The sequence below is a fragment of the Nonomuraea sp. NPDC048892 genome, from assembly GCF_040649735.1.
GTDB lineage: Bacteria > Actinomycetota > Actinomycetes > Streptosporangiales > Streptosporangiaceae > Nonomuraea > Nonomuraea maheshkhaliensis.
Window position 1 is genome coordinate 74,206 of record NZ_JBEZFZ010000027.1, and the last position, 16,728, is coordinate 90,933.

17 protein-coding genes, 1 tRNA gene and 1 riboswitch are annotated in these 16,728 nt (G+C 67.2%); of the genes, 10 read left to right on the top strand and 8 right to left on the bottom strand.

Going from position 1 to position 16,728, the window contains the following annotated elements; genetic code table 11:
• Positions 1 to 66 precede the first annotated feature (66 nt).
• The 6 genes from AB0C28_RS46485 (at position 67) to AB0C28_RS46510 (ending at position 5,448) form a co-directional block, all read left to right on the top strand.
• Positions 67 to 846, top strand: a complete 780-nt coding sequence (locus tag AB0C28_RS46485) for an SDR family oxidoreductase (RefSeq protein WP_357861710.1) — start codon at positions 67 to 69, stop codon at positions 844 to 846.
• A gap of 110 nt (positions 847 to 956) precedes the next feature.
• Complete coding sequence (locus tag AB0C28_RS46490; RefSeq protein WP_357861709.1) at positions 957 to 1,625, top strand: ABC transporter permease; 669 nt, start codon at positions 957 to 959, stop codon at positions 1,623 to 1,625.
• Positions 1,618 to 2,817 (top strand): betaine/proline/choline family ABC transporter ATP-binding protein, encoded by a 1,200-nt coding sequence (locus AB0C28_RS46495; protein WP_358082472.1) that lies wholly within the window; start codon positions 1,618 to 1,620, stop codon positions 2,815 to 2,817. Before AB0C28_RS46490 ends, AB0C28_RS46495 begins: the two co-directional genes overlap by 8 nt.
• A complete protein-coding gene (locus tag AB0C28_RS46500) occupies positions 2,814 to 3,590 on the top strand; it encodes an ABC transporter permease (protein WP_358082475.1) in 777 nt (258 codons plus the stop codon). The genes AB0C28_RS46495 and AB0C28_RS46500 overlap by 4 nt, the downstream gene beginning before the upstream one ends.
• The gene (locus tag AB0C28_RS46505; RefSeq protein ID WP_358082478.1) at positions 3,587 to 4,549 is read left to right on the top strand and encodes a glycine betaine ABC transporter substrate-binding protein; all 963 of its coding nucleotides are present in this window, start codon (positions 3,587 to 3,589) and stop codon (positions 4,547 to 4,549) included. The genes AB0C28_RS46500 and AB0C28_RS46505 overlap by 4 nt, the downstream gene beginning before the upstream one ends.
• 47 nt (positions 4,550 to 4,596) lie before the next feature.
• A complete protein-coding gene (locus AB0C28_RS46510; protein WP_357861701.1) occupies positions 4,597 to 5,448 on the top strand; it encodes an SDR family oxidoreductase in 852 nt (283 codons plus the stop codon).
• Between the two features lie 16 nt (positions 5,449 to 5,464).
• On the opposite strand, the gene thiC is transcribed toward AB0C28_RS46510, so the two are convergent.
• Positions 5,465 to 7,009 carry a phosphomethylpyrimidine synthase ThiC gene (gene thiC / locus AB0C28_RS46515; protein ID WP_358082480.1) on the bottom strand — a complete coding sequence of 515 codons (1,545 nt, stop codon included), beginning with the start codon at positions 7,007 to 7,009 and terminating at the stop codon, positions 5,465 to 5,467.
• Positions 7,002 to 7,114: riboswitch (TPP riboswitch) on the bottom strand. Its footprint overlaps the gene before it by 8 nt.
• An 89-nt stretch (positions 7,115 to 7,203) precedes the next feature.
• Between thiC and AB0C28_RS46520 the strand changes: the two genes are divergently transcribed.
• From AB0C28_RS46520 to AB0C28_RS46530, 3 genes are all read left to right on the top strand, one after another.
• Entirely contained in the window at positions 7,204 to 7,554 is a 351-nt protein-coding gene (locus AB0C28_RS46520) for a hypothetical protein (RefSeq protein WP_357861697.1), read from the top strand.
• Positions 7,555 to 7,566: 12 nt separating this feature from the next.
• The gene (locus AB0C28_RS46525; RefSeq protein ID WP_357861695.1) at positions 7,567 to 8,400 is read left to right on the top strand and encodes a universal stress protein; all 834 of its coding nucleotides are present in this window, start codon (positions 7,567 to 7,569) and stop codon (positions 8,398 to 8,400) included.
• Between the two features lie 128 nt (positions 8,401 to 8,528).
• Positions 8,529 to 9,551, top strand: a complete 1,023-nt coding sequence (locus tag AB0C28_RS46530) for a cellulose binding domain-containing protein (protein ID WP_358082482.1) — start codon at positions 8,529 to 8,531, stop codon at positions 9,549 to 9,551.
• 46 nt (positions 9,552 to 9,597) lie between these two features.
• On the opposite strand, the gene AB0C28_RS46535 is transcribed toward AB0C28_RS46530, so the two are convergent.
• From AB0C28_RS46535 to AB0C28_RS46550, 4 genes are all read right to left on the bottom strand, one after another.
• Positions 9,598 to 10,098, bottom strand: coding sequence for a YbaK/prolyl-tRNA synthetase associated domain-containing protein (locus tag AB0C28_RS46535; protein ID WP_357861691.1), 501 nt, complete (start codon positions 10,096 to 10,098; stop codon positions 9,598 to 9,600).
• Positions 10,088 to 10,387 (bottom strand): winged helix-turn-helix domain-containing protein, encoded by a 300-nt coding sequence (locus tag AB0C28_RS46540; protein ID WP_358082561.1) that lies wholly within the window; start codon positions 10,385 to 10,387, stop codon positions 10,088 to 10,090. The genes AB0C28_RS46535 and AB0C28_RS46540 overlap by 11 nt, the downstream gene beginning before the upstream one ends.
• A gap of 69 nt (positions 10,388 to 10,456) precedes the next feature.
• The gene (locus tag AB0C28_RS46545; RefSeq protein ID WP_357861689.1) at positions 10,457 to 11,125 is read right to left on the bottom strand and encodes an AIM24 family protein; all 669 of its coding nucleotides are present in this window, start codon (positions 11,123 to 11,125) and stop codon (positions 10,457 to 10,459) included.
• A 149-nt stretch (positions 11,126 to 11,274) separates the two neighbouring features.
• Entirely contained in the window at positions 11,275 to 11,670 is a 396-nt protein-coding gene (locus tag AB0C28_RS46550) for a response regulator (protein ID WP_357861687.1), read from the bottom strand.
• Between the two features lie 114 nt (positions 11,671 to 11,784).
• Here AB0C28_RS46550 and AB0C28_RS46555 point away from each other — a divergent pair.
• Positions 11,785 to 11,856 (top strand) — tRNA-Arg (locus tag AB0C28_RS46555).
• A 274-nt stretch (positions 11,857 to 12,130) separates the two neighbouring features.
• Here the strand turns inward: AB0C28_RS46555 and AB0C28_RS46560 are convergent.
• The 3 genes from AB0C28_RS46560 to AB0C28_RS46570 all read right to left on the bottom strand — a co-directional run bounded on the left by AB0C28_RS46560 (position 12,131) and on the right by AB0C28_RS46570 (position 16,609).
• The gene (locus tag AB0C28_RS46560) at positions 12,131 to 13,021 is read right to left on the bottom strand and encodes an IS982 family transposase (protein ID WP_358082484.1); all 891 of its coding nucleotides are present in this window, start codon (positions 13,019 to 13,021) and stop codon (positions 12,131 to 12,133) included.
• Positions 13,022 to 13,078: 57 nt separating this feature from the next.
• Positions 13,079 to 13,321: a hypothetical protein gene (locus tag AB0C28_RS46565; protein WP_358082487.1), complete on the bottom strand. Its 243-nt coding sequence runs from the start codon at positions 13,319 to 13,321 to the stop codon at positions 13,079 to 13,081.
• Positions 13,322 to 13,435: 114 nt separating this feature from the next.
• Complete coding sequence (locus AB0C28_RS46570) at positions 13,436 to 16,609, bottom strand: DUF499 domain-containing protein (RefSeq protein WP_358082489.1); 3,174 nt, start codon at positions 16,607 to 16,609, stop codon at positions 13,436 to 13,438.
• Positions 16,610 to 16,728: the final 119 nt, after the last annotated feature.

Here is a 16,728-nt window from a genome sequence, read left to right on the forward strand (position 1 = left end):
CGCTCCACCGACAGTAGAATCATGTTCTAATCTCGAAGCAGCCGCCCCCGGCACGGAGGAGCGATCATGCTGGTAAGGGACAAGGTCGTCGTCGTCACGGGCGCCGCAAGCGGCATCGGCCGCGGGCTGGCACTCAGGTTCGCCGAGGAGGGCGCGGCCGGCGTGGTCGTCGCCGACCTGGACGAGGCGGGCGCCACCGCCGTGGCCAAGGAGATCGGCGACAGGGCCGTCCCCGTACGCGCGGACGTCTCCTCGGAGTCCGACGTGGCCGCCCTGGTCGACACCCCGTTCGGCCCGGTGGACCTGTTCTGCTCCAACGCCGGCATCATCGACGGCCGCGGCCTGGACGCCACCGACCAGGACTGGAACAGCCTCTTCTCGGTCAACCTCATGGCCCACGTGTACGCCGCCCGCGCCGCCGTCCCCTCCATGGTCGCCCGCGGCGGCGGCTACCTGCTCAACACCTGCTCGGCCGCCGGCCTGCTCGGCTGCCCGGGCGACGCCCCGTACGCGGTGACGAAGGCGGCGGCGATCGCGTTCGCCGAGTGGGTGGCCGTTCACTACGCCCCCAAGGGCGTCAAGGTCAGCGTCCTGTGCCCGCAGGGCGTGCGTACGGCGATGCTGGAGCACGGCATCGAGACCGGCCACCCGACCGCGAAGGCCGTGCACGCCGCCGGAGCCATCCTCGACCCGGCGGACGTGGCCACGGCCGTCATCGACGGCCTGGCCGCCGAACGTTTCCACATCTTCCCGCACCCGGAGGTCGCCGACCTGGCCCGCCGCAAGGCCGAGGACCCCGACCGCTGGCTGGCCACCATGGCGCACTTCACCGCCGACCTGATGTGATCCATCGGCCGGCCCAAGGCCGTAAAGCCCACCTCGGCAAACCCCACCAAACGCGACAGAAGTGACGTCTGTGACGTTTGAGGTTGACAAGCTTGGTTAAGTCCTAGGGGATGAGCCTGTGGGATTACGTCGAGGATCGGTGGGACCTCATCCTCTTCGAGACGGTCCAGCACGCCAGCATGGTGGCCCAATGCGTCCTGATCGCGGCCATTCTGGGCGTGCTCATCGGCGTGGCGACCTACCGCCGTCCCAGACCCTCGGCCCTCGCCACCACCATCGCGGGCGTGCTGTTCACGATCCCGTCGCTGGCCCTGCTGGGCCTGCTGATCCCGCCGCTCGGCCTGGGCGTGGCGCCGAGCGTGACCGCGATCGTCGTGTACGCGCTGCTGCCCATCATCCGCAACACCATCGTCGGCCTGCAGGGCGTCGATCCCCTGCTGGTGGACGCGGCCCGCGGCATCGGCATGAGCCGCCGCCGGCTGCTGACCAGGATCGAGCTCCCGCTGGCCTGGCCGGTCATCCTCACCGGCATCAGGGTCGCCACACAGCTGGCCATGGGCATCGGCGCGGTCGCCGCCTACGTCTCGGGCCCCGGGCTGGGTGAGCAGATCTTCTCGGGTCTGGCCCGGCTCGGCGGCGCGAACGCGGTCAACTCCGCACTGACGGGGACGATCGGGGTGGCGATCCTGGCGCTGCTCTTCGACGGCGTCTTCGTGCTGATCGGCCGGTTCACCACCCCCGGCGAACGGCGGGCCGCCATGGGAGGCGCTCATGGCTGACCAGCCCACCAGCGGCGTGCCGATCGAGCTGCGCAAGGTGACCAAGGCGTTCCCCGGAGGCCGCGAACCGGCCGTGCACGAGCTCGACCTCGACATCCCGGCCGGCGAGATCGTGGTCCTGCTCGGCCCCTCGGGCTGCGGCAAGACCACGACCATGCGCATGATCAACCGCCTGATCGAGCCCACGTCCGGCGACATCCTCATCGGCGGCCAGAACTCGCGCGGCATCGACCCCGACCGGCTGCGCCGCCACATCGGCTACGTGATCCAGCAGGCCGGGCTGTTCCCCCACATGACCGTGGCCGCCAACATCGCGCAGGTGCCGAAGATGCTCGGCTGGGACAAACGGCGCATCGCCGAACGCGTGGACGAGCTGCTGGAGCTGGTCGGCCTGGATCCCGGCACGTACCGCGACACCTACCCGCGCCGCCTGTCCGGCGGCCAGCAGCAGCGCGTCGGCGTGGCCAGGGCGCTGGCCGCCGACCCGCCCGTCCTGCTCATGGACGAGCCGTTCGGCGCCCTCGACCCCATCAGCCGCGAACGCCTCCAGGACGAGCTGCTACGCCTCCAGGACGACCTGGCCAAGACGATCGTCTTCGTCACCCACGACGTGGACGAGGCGCTCAAGATCGGCGACCACATCGCGGTCATGCAGCGGCCCGGCCACATCGTCCAGTACGCCAGACCCACCGAAATCCTCACCAACCCTGCGAACGAATACGTCGAACAGTTTCTCGGCGCCGGCTCCTCCATGCGGCTGCTGCGCCTGACCAAGGTGGGCGACATCGAGCTCGACCAGGTCCTCTACGCCTCCGAGGACGCCGACGCACAGGAGCTGCGGGCCGAGATCGAGCGTGACGGGCGCGGGTACGCGCTGATCATCGACGGCATGCGCCGCCCGCTCCGCTGGATCGGCCTGGACCACCTCGAAGGCCGCGAAGGCCCGGTCGGAGAGGCCGGCGACCCGATCACCGGCGCCCTCAGCCACCGCATGACCTTGCAGGACGCCCTGGAAGAGCTGCTCAACGCCGACACCGACAACGTCCCCGTGGTGGGCAGGCGGCAGGCGTACGCGGGCTCGCTCTCGCTGGCCACGGTGCAGAACGCGATCGCCGCCATCAAGGCCCGCGAACGCGAGCGACGCCTGCGCAGGATGACGGCGGCAAGCGCCGCCGCCGAGGAGGCGCCGTGACGATCGAAAGCGCCGCCGCCAGGGAGGCCACGACCCCCGAGCCGGAGATCGGCCGGTCATGGCACGTCTTCCTGCCCCTGCTGGGCTACCTGGCCGTGGGCGTCGCGATGGTCCTCTACACCCAGTTGGCGCCGCTCGACGGCATCGAACGCGGCTCGCTCAACCTGCCGTTCCTGTTCCGCCGCACGTGGGAGCACATCCAGCTGGTCTTCTTCTCCACCGTGCTGGTGCTCGTGGTGGCGCTGCCGCTGGGCGTGCTGCTCACCCGGCGCGGCCTGCGCCGCGCGACCCCGTTCGTGCTGGCCCTGGTCAACGTGGGGCAGGCGACCCCGGCGGTGGGGCTGGTGGTGCTGCTGGCGGTGGTGTTCCAGATCGGCTTCTGGACGGCGGTGGCGGCGCTGTTCGCCTACAGCCTGCTGCCGACGCTGCGCAACACGATGGTCGGCCTCGACCAGGTCGATCCGCGCCTGACCGACGCGGGGCGGGGCATCGGCATGTCGGCGGCGGGGGTGCTGTTCAAGGTGGAGCTGCCGATGGCGGCTCCGATCATCCTGTCGGGCGTACGCACCACGCTCGTGCTGAACGTCGGCACGGCGGGCATCGCGGCGTTCATCGGCTCCGGCGGGCTCGGCGACCTGATCACCACGGGCGTGAGCACGCAGCGCAACCTGATCCTCGTCACCGGATGCGTGCTGATCGCGGTGCTGGCGCTGATCCTCGACTGGCTGGGCGGCCTGGCCCAGCGCTACCTGGCACCGAAGGGCCTCTCATGAGGTCTCGCATGATGGTGACGCTGCTCGTGCTCGTCGCGGTGACGGCGTGCGGGCTGCGCCCCGCGTCGTCGTTCGTGCCGCCGATCGAGCCGGGCAGCATCCGCCCGATCCCCTCGCTCGAAGGCGTCAAGGTGCGGGTGACGTCCAAGGAGTTCACCGAGCAGCTCGTGCTCGGCAAGATCGCGGTGGTCGCGCTCACCGCCGCCGGGGCGGACGTGTCCGACCAGACGAACGTGCAGGGCAGCGTCAACGCCCGGACCTCGCTGACCCGCGGCGACGCCGACCTGATGTGGGAGTACACCGGCACCGGCTGGATCACCTACCTCGGCCAGACGAAGGCGATCCCCGACGCGGAGAAGCAGTACGCAGCCGTACGCGACCTCGACCTGCGCGAGAACGGCATCGTCTGGCTGCCGCCTGCCCCGCTGAACAACAGCTACTCGATGGGCGTCACCCGCGCCACGGCCGAGAGGTACGGCCTGAAGACGATCTCCGACATGACGAAGGTCCCGGTCGCCCAGCGCACGTTCTGCGTCGACCACGAGACCTTCGGCCGCGACGACGGCTTCCTCGGCATGCTCAAGGGCTACGGCCTCCAGTACGGCAAGGACGTCCCCCGGAGCAACGTACGCCGGATGTCGACCGGCGTGCTCTACAACGCGATCGCGGCCGGCCAGTGCACGCTCGGCATGATCACCACCACGGACGGCCGCATCGACGCGCTCGGCCTCGTGCTGCTGGAGGACGACAAACACTTCTTCCCGCAGTACAACGCGGCCGTGACCATCCGCAACCAGGTGGCCAAGGCCCATCCGGAGATCGCCCGCATCTTCGCGCCCATCAGCGCCAAGCTCACCGACGACGTGATCCGCCGGCTCAACGCCCAGGTGGACGTGGACGGCGACGTCCCTGTACTGGTCGCCCGCGACTGGCTGCGCTCGCAGGGCTTCGTCAGATGACCGGCCCCTGGCGTTAGCCGTACCCGATCAAGGGCAGGCCGGAGGGCATGTCGCAGACGCCACCACCCCAGAGCCAGCCGTACCCGGGCAAGAGCGGCGAGATGACGCCGCAGCCGCGTGACGAGATGCGTGACTACGTGGGCCGCGGCCTGCTGGACGGCAAGAAGGCCCTCGTCACCGGCGGCGACTCTGGCATCGGCCGGGCGGTCGCGGTGGCCTTCGCCAAGGAGGGGGCCGACGTGGCGATCGCGTACCTGAGCGAGCATGAGGACGCCGCCCACACCTCCTCGCTGGTCGAGGCGGCCGGGCGGCGCTGCGTGCTGCTGCCCGGCGACCTCGGCGACCGCGCCCACTGCGCCTCGGTCGTCGAGCAGGCCGTGTCGGAGCTGGGCGGCCTGGACGTCCTGGTGAACAACGTGGCCTACCAGGAGCCGGTGGACGGCCTGGAGGAGCTGTCCGACGAGCAGTGGGAGCACACGTTCGCGGTCAACATCCACAGCTACTTCCGCGTCACGAAGGCCGCGCTCGCCCACATGGGCAAGGGCGGCGCGATCGTCAACACCTCGTCGATCAACGGCCTGCGTGGCAACAAGACGCTCATCGACTACTCCGCCACCAAGGGCGCGATCAACGCCTTCACCTACTCCATGGCGCAGAACCTGGTCGAACGCGGCATCAGGATCAACGCCGTCGCCCCAGGGCCGGTGTGGACACCGCTGATCCCGGCCACCTTCCCCGAGGAGAAGGTGGAGTCGTTCGGTGAGCAGGTGCCGATGGGGCGACCCGCCGATCCCGACGAGATCGCCCCCTCGTACGTGTTCTTCGCCTCCAACCGGCTGTCGTCGTACTACACCGGCGAGGTCCTGGCCCCCATCGGCGGCGAGACGCTCCCCGGTTAGCCGAACGTCGGACGGATCACTCCACGTAGATGTTGCCGCCGAGCCGCCTGAACTCGGCCGCCTTCTCCTCGAACCCCGCCTGCCTGATGTCATGACTTATCCGCATCGAGCAGAACTTGGGCCCGCACATCGAGCAGAAGTGCGCGGTCTTGGCCGGCGCCGCCGGCAGCGTCTCGTCGTGGAAGGAACGGGCGGTGTCAGGGTCGAGCGAGAGGTCGAACTGGTCCTCCCAGCGGAACTCGAAGCGCGCGTCGGACAGCGCGTCGTCCCACTCCTGCGCCCGCGGATGCCCCTTGGCCAGGTCGGCGGCATGGGCGGCGATCTTGTACGTGATCACGCCGGTCTTGACGTCGTCCTTGTCGGGCAGGCCGAGGTGCTCCTTGGGGGTGACGTAGCAGAGCATGGCGGTGCCGAACCAGCCGATCATGGCGGCCCCGATGCCCGAGGTGATGTGGTCGTAGCCGGGCGCGACGTCGGTCACGAGCGGGCCCAGGGTGTAGAAGGGCGCGTCGTCGCAGAGCTCGCGCTGCAGGTCGACGTTCTCCTTGATCTTGTGCATGGGCACGTGGCCCGGCCCCTCGATCATCACCTGGACGTCGTGCTCGCGCGCGATGCCGGTCAGCTCGCCCAGCGTGCGCAGCTCGGCGAACTGGGCCTCGTCGTTGGCGTCCGCGATCGATCCTGGACGCAGCCCGTCGCCGAGCGAGAACGACACGTCGTAGCGGGCCAGGATCTCGCACATCTCGGCGAAGTTCTCGTACAGGAAGCTCTCGCGGTGGTGCGCGAGGCACCAGGCCGCCATGATCGAGCCGCCGCGCGAGACGATCCCGGTCTTGCGGGTGGCGGTGAGCGGCACGTACGAAAGCCGCACGCCCGCGTGCACCGTCACATAGTCGACGCCCTGCTCGCACTGCTCGATCAGCGTGTCGCGGTAGACCTCCCACGACAGCAGCTCCGGCCGGCCCTTGACCTTCTCCAGCGCCTGGTAGATGGGCACGGTGCCGACCGGCACCGGCGAGTTGCGCAGGATCCACTCGCGGGTCTCGTGGATGTCGTCGCCGGTCGACAGGTCCATGATCGTGTCGGCGCCCCACCTGGTGGCCCAGGTCATCTTCTCGACCTCCTCCTCGATCGAGGAGGTGACGGCGGAGTTGCCGATGTTGGCGTTGATCTTGACCAGGAACTCCCGGCCGATGATCATCGGCTCGGACTCGGGATGGTTGACGTTCGCGGGGATGATGGCCCGGCCCGCCGCGACCTCCTGCCGGACGAACTCGGGGCTCACCCCCTCGCGCACCGCCACGAACTCCATCTCCTTGGTCACCAGCCCGCGCCGGGCGCAGCCGACCTGCGTGACCGGCTCACCCGCCACCCGCCGCGCCTCGATCCACTCCTCCCGCAGGCGCGGCAGCCCACGCCGCGGGTCGGGCTCGAAGGAGGGGTCGGTGTAGGGGCCCGAGGTGTCGTACAACGTCACCGCCGAGCCGTTGGACAACCGGACCTGCCGCATCGGCACGCGGAGGTCACCGGAGTAGATCTTGGAAAAGCGCGCGCTGCTCATCGCGCAAACTCCCTTCGCCGGCATTACCCGGAGCAGGTTCTGGCGGTCGGCGGCTGTCAGCCGTCCTCTCAGCCCGGTCTGCACCGGGCTCCCGCGTTGGTCGGCGATGATCGTACCCACGCCTGCCCCCACCCGAAACCTGGCGTCGAGGTTTGACGATCGCCGTGAGCGGTACGGTCCCCATCAGGGGGAACATGAAGAGATTCGCTGCTGTCGCAGGACTACTCGTCGTGATGGCCGCGTCCGGCGCCACCGCAGCCGCCGGAGACGGCATGGACCAGCACGAAGTCAGCCAGGAACAGTACGACACTCTCATCGCCCAGTGCCGCTACGCCGACACGGGCAAGGCCAAGTGCCGTGCGGCGGTCAGAGAGATGTACCGCGTCGGCGCCGACGACAGGCGACTCGACTGCCGCACCTACTCCGGCGTGACCGTCTGCGGCACGCTGCGGCTCAGCAGGTCCGAGCGCGCCTGCGTCCGTGACTCCCAGGCGAACGGGATCTCGTTCCGCCGCGCCGAGGTCGAATGCTACGCGCTGTCCTGAGGAGCTGAACCTGTGATCATCGTCGGGGTGGACGGCTCCCGCGCCGGCCTGGAGGCAGCCGGCTGGGCCGCCGCCGAGGCCGCGCTGCGCGGATCGCCGCTGACCGTGGCGCACGCCGTGCCCAAGTGGGTGTGCGAGGAGGACACCGTACGTTACGCCGAGGTCGCCCGGTGGATGCGCGAGGGCGCCGACACCGTGCTCGCGGCGGCCCGCGACCGCGCCCTGCGGGAGTCTCCGCAGGTGCCGGTGGAGCAGGTCCTGCTGCCGGGCGATCCCCGTACCGCGCTGATCAAGGCGTCCGAGGACGCCGAGCTGCTGGTCGTCGGCAGCAGCGGCATCGGCGGCGTGCGCGGCCTGCTCGTCGGATCCGTCGCGCACGGCGTCACGGCGCACGCACGGACGAACGTCGTCCTCGTCCACGAACGTCCCCCGGCCGTCCGGGGCGAGATCGTCGCCGGCACCGACGGCTCGCCCAGCGCCGGGCAGGCACTGGAGTTCGCCTTCACCGAGGCGGAGCTGCGCGGGGCGCGGCTGCGCGCCGTACAGGCGTGGGCCTGGCCGCAGGCCGGCGGCTTCCCACCGGCCGACCGCGGCAGCGAACAGGACACGCTGCGCCGGCTCAAGGAGTCGCTGACCGAGCACCGGGAGCGGCACCCTGGCGTCGAGGTGGTGACGGAGGTCGTGCACGGCCATCCGGTCGAGGTGCTCCGCGAGACGGCCGCCGGGGCCGATCTGCTGGTGGTGGGGTCGCGGGGGCATGGGCAGTTGGCAGGGATGCTCTTGGGCTCGATCAGCCAGGCTCTCCTGCACCACACGCCCTGCCCGCTTGCGGTGGTCCGCAGCTGACCGCCGCCGTCGGCGGCTGAAAGTTACATCCGTACCCCCAGGTCAAGCGTCCCTCGTCGGTGACTTCCTTCCCGTCGCGCGGCCCGCGATCCTACGATCTGCGCAGGCTGACGACGGGAGAGCAGACCATGCGCAAGATCGGCTCCGTGCTGGCCGCGATAGTGGCGCTGGCCGCGGCGGTGCTGTTCGCCACCACGGCCACCGCGAGCGCAGCCCCCGTCAGGATCATGCCTCTGGGCGACTCGATCACCGGATCCCCCGGCTGCTGGCGCGCCCTGCTCTGGAACCGCCTCCAGAGCACCGGCCACACGAACGTCGACTTCGTCGGCACCCTGCCGCCCCAGGGCTGCGGGGTGGCGCACGACGGCGACAACGAGGGCCACGGCGGCTACCTGGCCACGAATGTGGCGAACCAGGGTCTGCTGACCGGCTGGCTCGCCGCCACCCGGCCGGACGTGGTGCTCATGCACTTCGGCACCAACGACGTGTGGAGCAACATCGCCCCCGCGACGATCCTCAGCGCGTTCACCACGATGGTGAACCAGATGCGGGCGAGCAACCCGAACATGAGGATCCTCGTCGCCAAGATCATCCCCATGAACCCCTCCAGCTGCGCCGACTGCGCCCAGCGGACCGTGACCTTCAACAACGCCATCCCCGCCTGGGCCGCCGCCACGACCACCCCGCAGTCGCCGATCACGGTCGTGGACCAGTGGACGGGCTTCAGCACCGCCACCGACACCTACGACGGGGTGCACCCGAACGCGGCGGGCGACCAGAAGATGTCCGACAAGTGGTACCCGCCCCTGGTGGACGCCCTCGACACCGTGGTCACACCACCGCCGCCTTCTGGTGGATGCGCCGCCACGTACCAGCGCACCGGCCAGTGGCAGGGCGGCTTCCAGGCCGAGGTCACCGTCACGAACACCGGCACCTCACCGATCAGCGCCTGGACGGTGGCATGGACGCTCGCCGACGGCCAGCGGATCACCCAGCTGTGGGGCGGGACGCTGAGCGCGAATAGCTCCTCGGTGACGGTACGGAACGCCGGCTGGAACGGGCAGCTGGCGCCGGGCGCGGCGACCACGTTCGGCTTCCTCGCCTCCTGGACCAGCACCAACACCGCCCCCGCACCCACCTGCTCAACCTGACCAGGAACGACACCTTCGGCGCGGCCGCCTGCATGCCGACCGCCGATCAGCTACCAGGGACCGTGATGTTGGCCACCCGCGGCGCCGCCAGCCGAACATAATCCTCGGTCACCAGCGCCACAGAACGATCAAGCCGCCCCGCGTTGAAATAAAGCTCAGGCTGATCCAGCAACGACGGATCGGCGACCAGTTCAAGCCTGGGATCGTAGCTGAACGGCAACACCGTCCCGCTCACACTCCCCGCCAGCTCCTCGGCCTTCTCCTTGGCGGCGAAGGACACGTACGTACCGTCGTGCAGCGCCTTGACGGCCTGCAGATCGAGCCGGGCATCACCGGGCACGACGGCCAGCACGTGACGCGTCTGCTTCTTACCCACCTTCACCATCACGATCAGGCACTTGGCGGCCTGCGCCACATCATGCCCGCGCAGGGCGCTGACCAGCTCGGTCCGGCCCTCGGGCGCGTGCTCGATCACCCGGTACCGCGCCCCGCCGGCATCCATGTCGGCGATCAGGCGCTCGTAGGCGCCGTTCGGCTCACCATTCACCGCTCAACAACTCCTTCGCCGCGGCGATCCGCTCCTCGTCACGCTGGTAGAACACCCACTGTTTGATCTTGGTGCCGCGAACCAGCCCCGCCTTGGCCAGCACCTTGAGATGCTCGCCGCAGGTCGGCTGACTCACACCCAGCTTCTCGGCGATGAACAGCGAGCAGACGCCGTCCCGTACGAGATCGCCGTCGCGCTGCGGCGGAAAGTGACGTACGGGATCGCGCAACCACTCCAGGATCAGCAGCCGCTTGTCACTGGCCAGCGCCTTGATCAGGTCGACGTCCATCACTAAGGCATTATGGCAATTAGCTAATTACCTGTCTACCGAGGATGGGCCTGAGCACCCTCAAGCGCTTTAAGCGGAGGGAGTTGGGACAGGAGCCCCTTCACTGGCCTGCACCAACACAAACCCCTGCCCCCTGAACGCCAGTTGCATAGCCTCCCCACTCCCCCGCCCGATCAACGCCCCCACCTTCATCGTCCGGTTGATCCCGACCTCAAGCCCCGTACTCCAGCACACGGCCGACTGCCCATCGGCGAACGTCGGCATCCGCGCGGCGTCGAGCAGCACCGGAGTGCCATGCGTCGTCACCGCCACCCACCCGGTCCCGGTAACCGTCGTGTTGAACAGCCCCCCGGCCGCCACGCCGGCCCCCTGAACCCGCTTGATGTCCCAGCCGAGCTGCGGCTGGAACGCCAGCAGGTTACGCCCGTTGACCGTGAGCCCTTCGTTCTCAAGAAAGAACAGATGAATGTCATCGGCGTTGTCCGCCAGATACAGCAGCCCGTCGCCCCGCACCCGCATGAGCGAGGCGCCCTCCCCCGTCATGGCCTTCTTGAACAACTTCCCGAGCCCGCCCGACCCCTCGTAGTCGAAGTCCATCTGCCCCTGGAAAGCCACCATGGACCCCTGCTTGGCCAGCACCTCATGCGGAAGCTGGACCCGCAACATCTTGTGGTTCTCCAGGGCGAAGCCCGGGGGGAGCTGCTGGGAGTCGAGGTTGTTGAAGATGGAGCTACGCACGTTGTCCAGCCTTTCGCGGAGAGGAGGCGATGCGGCCAGCGTACGAACAATCCACCAAGAACGCGTGCCCTCAACCCCGGCACGCGCCACCCCACCAGGCCCCAGCCACGGACAGCCGATACCTGACCGCCAAGACCGACAACCAGGGATCAGCTACGCCCCTGACTACCCCTCATGGCCAGATCCCGCACGACCTCAATCAACTCAGCCGGATCGAACGGCTTGGTCAGGTACGCGTCCACCCCGATCCCCAACCCTCGGGTCCGGTCATCATCCTGAGCCCTGGCCGTGATGAGCACGACCTTGATGTGACTGGTGGCCTCCTCGGTACGCAACCGATGCGCCGTCGTCCACCCGTCCAGAAACGGCATCATCACATCGAGCGTGATGACATCCGGCATCACGTCGAGCACCCGATCCAGACAATCCTGCCCATCCGTGGCGGTAGACACCTCGAACCCCTCCAGGTTCAGGTTGACCGCGATGAGCTGCCGGATGACCTCATCGTCATCCACGACCAGTACTTTCCCAAGAACCTCGCCCACGGGCGCAAAGCTAACCTGTAGCGGCCCCGTCACGCCGGGTTTCGCGGGAAGTGTTCAAGGACCTTTATCTGGTGCCGAGCAGTACCGGGATACTGATAGCCTTTCACTCGGCGCGCCCCCTTAGCTCAGGGGATAGAGCACCGGCCTCCGGAGCCGGGTGCGTAGGTTCGAATCCTACAGGGGGCACACGATCTTGACTAGCGGTTCCGGCCGCTGACCAGGGCGAACATCGCAGGTACGGGCGGGCCTCCAGTCTCACGGAGTCCCGCCCGTTCTCGTTGACGCTCGCTGGTTGTGGACCAGTTGTGGACCATGATCGAGCTTCCGTTAGTGCCTACAACGGCGAGGCGGCTCCATGGCACCCGTGCTTCCTCAGATGCGATTGAGATCGGCGCGGGTCAGCAGATCCCCATATCACCCAGGTGCTGATGTCTCGTCGGGGGCCACGATCAGCGCGAGATCACTTGATCGGCTGGCCGGTCTTGTCGTTGTGCCAGACGGCCGCGGTCAAGGCCAGGACCTTGATGAAGATGCGGACGATGACGCCAGCCCGGGAGCGTCCGCCGTGTCGTTCGAGGTCAAGCTGGCCCTTGAAGGTCTGATTGATCGATTCGATGGTCTGGCGCAGCGGCTTGAACAGATGCGCGCCGGCCCGCTCGGCTTCGCCCGCGCGAGCCGGGCGCAACAGGGTGAGCGCACGGTCGGCTAACTCGCGTTCGAAGGCACGACCGTAGTACTGCCGGTCGGCGATGATCGTCTGATGGGGGTGCTCAGACAGCACCCGGGGAGCGGCGGCCAGCATGGCGAGCAAGACCTCGCGTTCGTCGGCCTTGGCGCCGCTCAGCGCGAACAGCACCGGCAGCCCGCCCAGGGTGCACACCAGGTGCAGGCGCAGTCCCCAGAAATACCGTGAGTGACTGGCGCAGTAGCCGTACTCGGCCCACCCGGCCAACGCGCTGCGCCGTGCGGTCTCCACCGAGCGCCCGCACTCCACCGGGGTGGAGTCGGCCACCCACACCTCATCGCTCCACAGCGCGGTGTCGCAGGCCAGCACCCGCACGACCGCCATGACCAGCCCGATCGAGCGACGCAGCCGCTTACCGTAGCCGGACTGCTGGGGCACGTAAGGGAACATGCCGCGCAGTTCCGCATGCGCATACCGCACCCAGCGGCGCTCGCAGTGAAAGCCCAGCAGCGCCGACAGCACCGCCAGCGTCACCAGCTCGGCATCACTCAGCGTGGGCGCGATGCCCACCTTCGGCCGCCACGGGACCAGCTCCGGCGCACTCTTCAGAAGATCATCGACCCTCACATAGAGTGCGGTTGCGAGGGTGTCCAGTTCGGTCGTCACAACCCGAGAATGGACATCCTCGCCCTATCTCCGCAGCTATGCCTTGGACTCATCCATCTAGTGGCCGGGCGGTATCGGGAAGCCATACCGTTCAGAAATCTCCCGCACGGCACGCTCACACGCGGAGTAGACAGGCTGGAAGTCGGCGTAGTGGAACTTGACGCTTGCGAAGGGCGTCTCCCCGCAAGGCACACCCTCATTTGTCCCGTGCCACCCACAGCGCCCGGCTTGGCCCTCGGTCTCCGGCTTGTGGTTAGCCGGATCGAACGGCTTGACCCAGATGATCTTCTTGTCGCCCATAGGTCGAACGTACACCGAGATCTCCGTGTTATCCGCCGATGTTCAGCAAGACGGTCACGACGACACCGGCGGCGAAGAACGCTCTGCGCGATCTGGCCTGGGAAGCCTGTGATGCTATTCCATGTTCCAGTCAGCAAAGCTCATAGTTGCAAGGTTTTCCTTCAGTGCGGTCACGATCGCGGGGTCTAGGTTGGCAAGGTCGTCACTGCTGATCTCGATGTGAATTGAGATTCTAAGCCCTGCGTTGGTAAAATGACTGACGATCTCTTCGTTGATCCTGGAAACGTCCCGAATGATGCGAGACGGATTTAGGGCAGTCGTTGCATACATACGATGCACCCTAGTTGATGGCGACTGCGCTCCTATTTCGCCTCCGCCAGTCTTCTCCGAATGGTCCTGGGCAACGGTTTCGATACTTTCCCCGGAGCCAGCTTTGTTACCGTCATCTGGAACAACCGTTGCCGTCCGCCGTTTCTCTTCGCGTTCCGCTTTCGCTTGCTCAGCTTTCTCATGGTCCGCCTCGATCTGCCGATTGGCGACCTTCGGATCCACGACGAGTCCGGATGCTTGCACATGACCGGTCGAAGAGAGGGTCAGTCCGATATAACGACCGTCGCCGTCGATGTAGTCGGCATATGCGATGCCTTCATTATCAGTGATGAGAACGGTATCAGGGCGTGTCAGGATAGTCGTGTGGAGGACGTCATGGGCGACGATTCGCGGCATGTAGACGTACTGGGTGAAGTACCCAGCTAGCTTTCCCAATGCGATGTGCGGTTCGTTAGACCATAGGTCGAGCCGATCGATCCAGCGACGCAGGAACGACACAGTGTAAGAGGTATAGACAAGCTCGGACTGCTCGGCTTTCCGAGTAACACGTTCGGCAAGGGTGCCGTTGCCGTTCATCAGGATCGCATCGATACAGATGGCGGCGTCTCCAGGTTCCTGGCTCGGGTTAAGGATCCAGCGGTACGCTTCCTTGATCGTCGCCTGCATCGTCTGCCGAGCCTGGTCGAGTCTCTGCCGAGCGCCGCGTGTCGCTACCGGTGTCAGGTTCAGGTCATCGGCAGTGTCTACGACGGATTTCCATGCCTTCCAGGCGCGGACGGCACGCAGCATGGTGTCGCAACGGTCTGCGTCGGGGGCGGCGAACACCAGAGCGTTCTTATGGATGCGAGCGTTGGTGCCGCGCCGCTGGATGAACTCGATAGCGGCTTTCTCTCCATCGGATACAGGCTTGCCGGCACCAGCCTTTCGGAATGCACGATTCGGACCGAAGACAACGAGCGCGGCGGTCGGTTCGTCATCAACGTCGGCGCTGGTGGCGGGCATCCGGTGGACTCTCTGGAACACTCCCTTGTCTTTCTCCTCCCTCAGAACGGCCATAAGCGTGTCATCTATGTCGTCATCGTGGTAGCCGTCGGCGCGGGAGCGCGCTAACTGAGCCAGGTTCTGTGACAGGCTCAGCGAGTATCGGTCGTCGTCACGGTCGATGTAGGAGCCCCGGTCAGCGATCTGCCGGAGCGCATCGGCTACGTGCGCGGGGTTGTCGCCCGGGTACGTCGCGCCAAGCACGACGCGCTTCTGTTCGATGCCACGGTTGACCGCGATCCGGCCGTCTTTGTCGCGGCGGTTCGCGGACGGCACCGATCCAAGGAACACGCAACGAGCGGCCCGTTGAGCCGCCATCGTGCGTCCCAGCAGCGGGATGTCCCGGTCGACCCCTGCGGCAGTCGAACCGTCTCCAGCCAAGTCCGTCTGGATGACCGGCCCCCACTTGTCGTCCAAATGGCTCGCAAGCTCCTCGACCACCTTCTGATCGTCCAACGGCACGGAGGCGGGCAGGATCATTGCAGATGTGTCGCCGCGCGTCCAAAGGGCGTGCACGACCGTCGCCATGAGTCGCAGGACACCGCGGGTCCGCTGGAACCGCTCCAGCGTTGACCAGTCCTCGTATAGGCGGGTGAACAGCTCCGGGTGAATAGGGTATGCATCGCGCATCGTGGTCTCGTACCCGTACTCACGGACCTCGGTGGGCACCTCAGACGGGTAGCGGTGGTAGAACTCGCGGAACTTTGTTACGACCATGTTCCGGGCGGCGACTTGCTCTACCCCGAATGGTTTGAAAAGCCGCCGTCGGACGATCTTGTATGACTCTTCCATCGTCGCTGGCTGCCATGGTGTTTCCACCCGGTGTATGACCGACCGAAGCCCCCGCAATGCCTCCAGGCCGGGAGTGCCACCCACCTCGTGGGCGTTGTCGATGATTCCGTCTCCCATGTCCCGTACCGAGTCCGACGCAGGCAGTGACACGACCAGAAATGCACGCGGCGCGTTCTTCGTCGCCTCCGTCAGCGACTGCACAAACGTCAGGTGCCCATCAAAGGTGCCCGCAGGCAGCGCGGGACCGTCACCTCCGGACGACCACAACTGCCTAAAGTACGCGACCCACTCGTCGATGAGGATCACGCATGGGGAGAACGCGTTCAGCAGATTCTCGAGTGTGGTCGTCGGCGGCGGCGAGCTCGCTCGGTCATACTCAGCAACCATGTCGTAGGCGACACGACCGCCCAGCTGCCAGGCGATCTCCCCCCACATTGTGTTCACCCGAGTGCCATCGGATTTCGCCGACCCGAGGACTGAGAGGTCGTTCCCGACGAGGACAACCCTATTCACCTGGTCCGGCAGTGCGTCGACACCTGCCTCAGCACACAACTCACGCAGCCCGTCGAGCCGGTCCGGGGAGATGCCCGAACAGGCGTGGTATACGCCGAGCAGCGAATGGGTCTTCCCACCGCCGAACGTCGTCATCAGGTCCACGATTGGGTCACCACCCCGGCCCGACATACGAAGCACAGCCTGCTTGAGCAGGTCACGCAATCCACGCGTGAGGAAGGTGCGCTCGAAGAACTCGGCTGGGTCGCCATACTCAGCCCCCGCCTTGCCCTGGTGAACGAGGCGAAGGTCAGCGGCAAACTGTGCCAACTGGAATGTACCCTTGGCGACGTCGTCATGCGGCGTCACCACGTCACGCCACGCTGGAAGCCCGCCAGCGGAGATCCGTACGTCAAGTTCCCGCTCGGCAGCCCGTTGCAGGCGGCGCTGGTCATCCTCGAAACGGACTCGCCGGAACTCGCGCCTCATCTCCTCTACCTGGTCCGCGACATCCGGGGCGCCCAACGTGCGCAACAGGTGCTCCCCGTCGACGAGGACCCGCTCACACCGGTCAGCCGTGAACTTCGCCCCCTCCGTGGCGTACTCGACCGCCGACCCTAACAGCACATCCACGCAGCGGCGTTCCTCCACACCGAGAAGGCCCTGGGCTACGTCAGCCCAACGCTGCTGCACGCACCACAACAGGAGCCATGCATCCCGATCTGAACCACCCGACAGAGGAAGCTCACCAG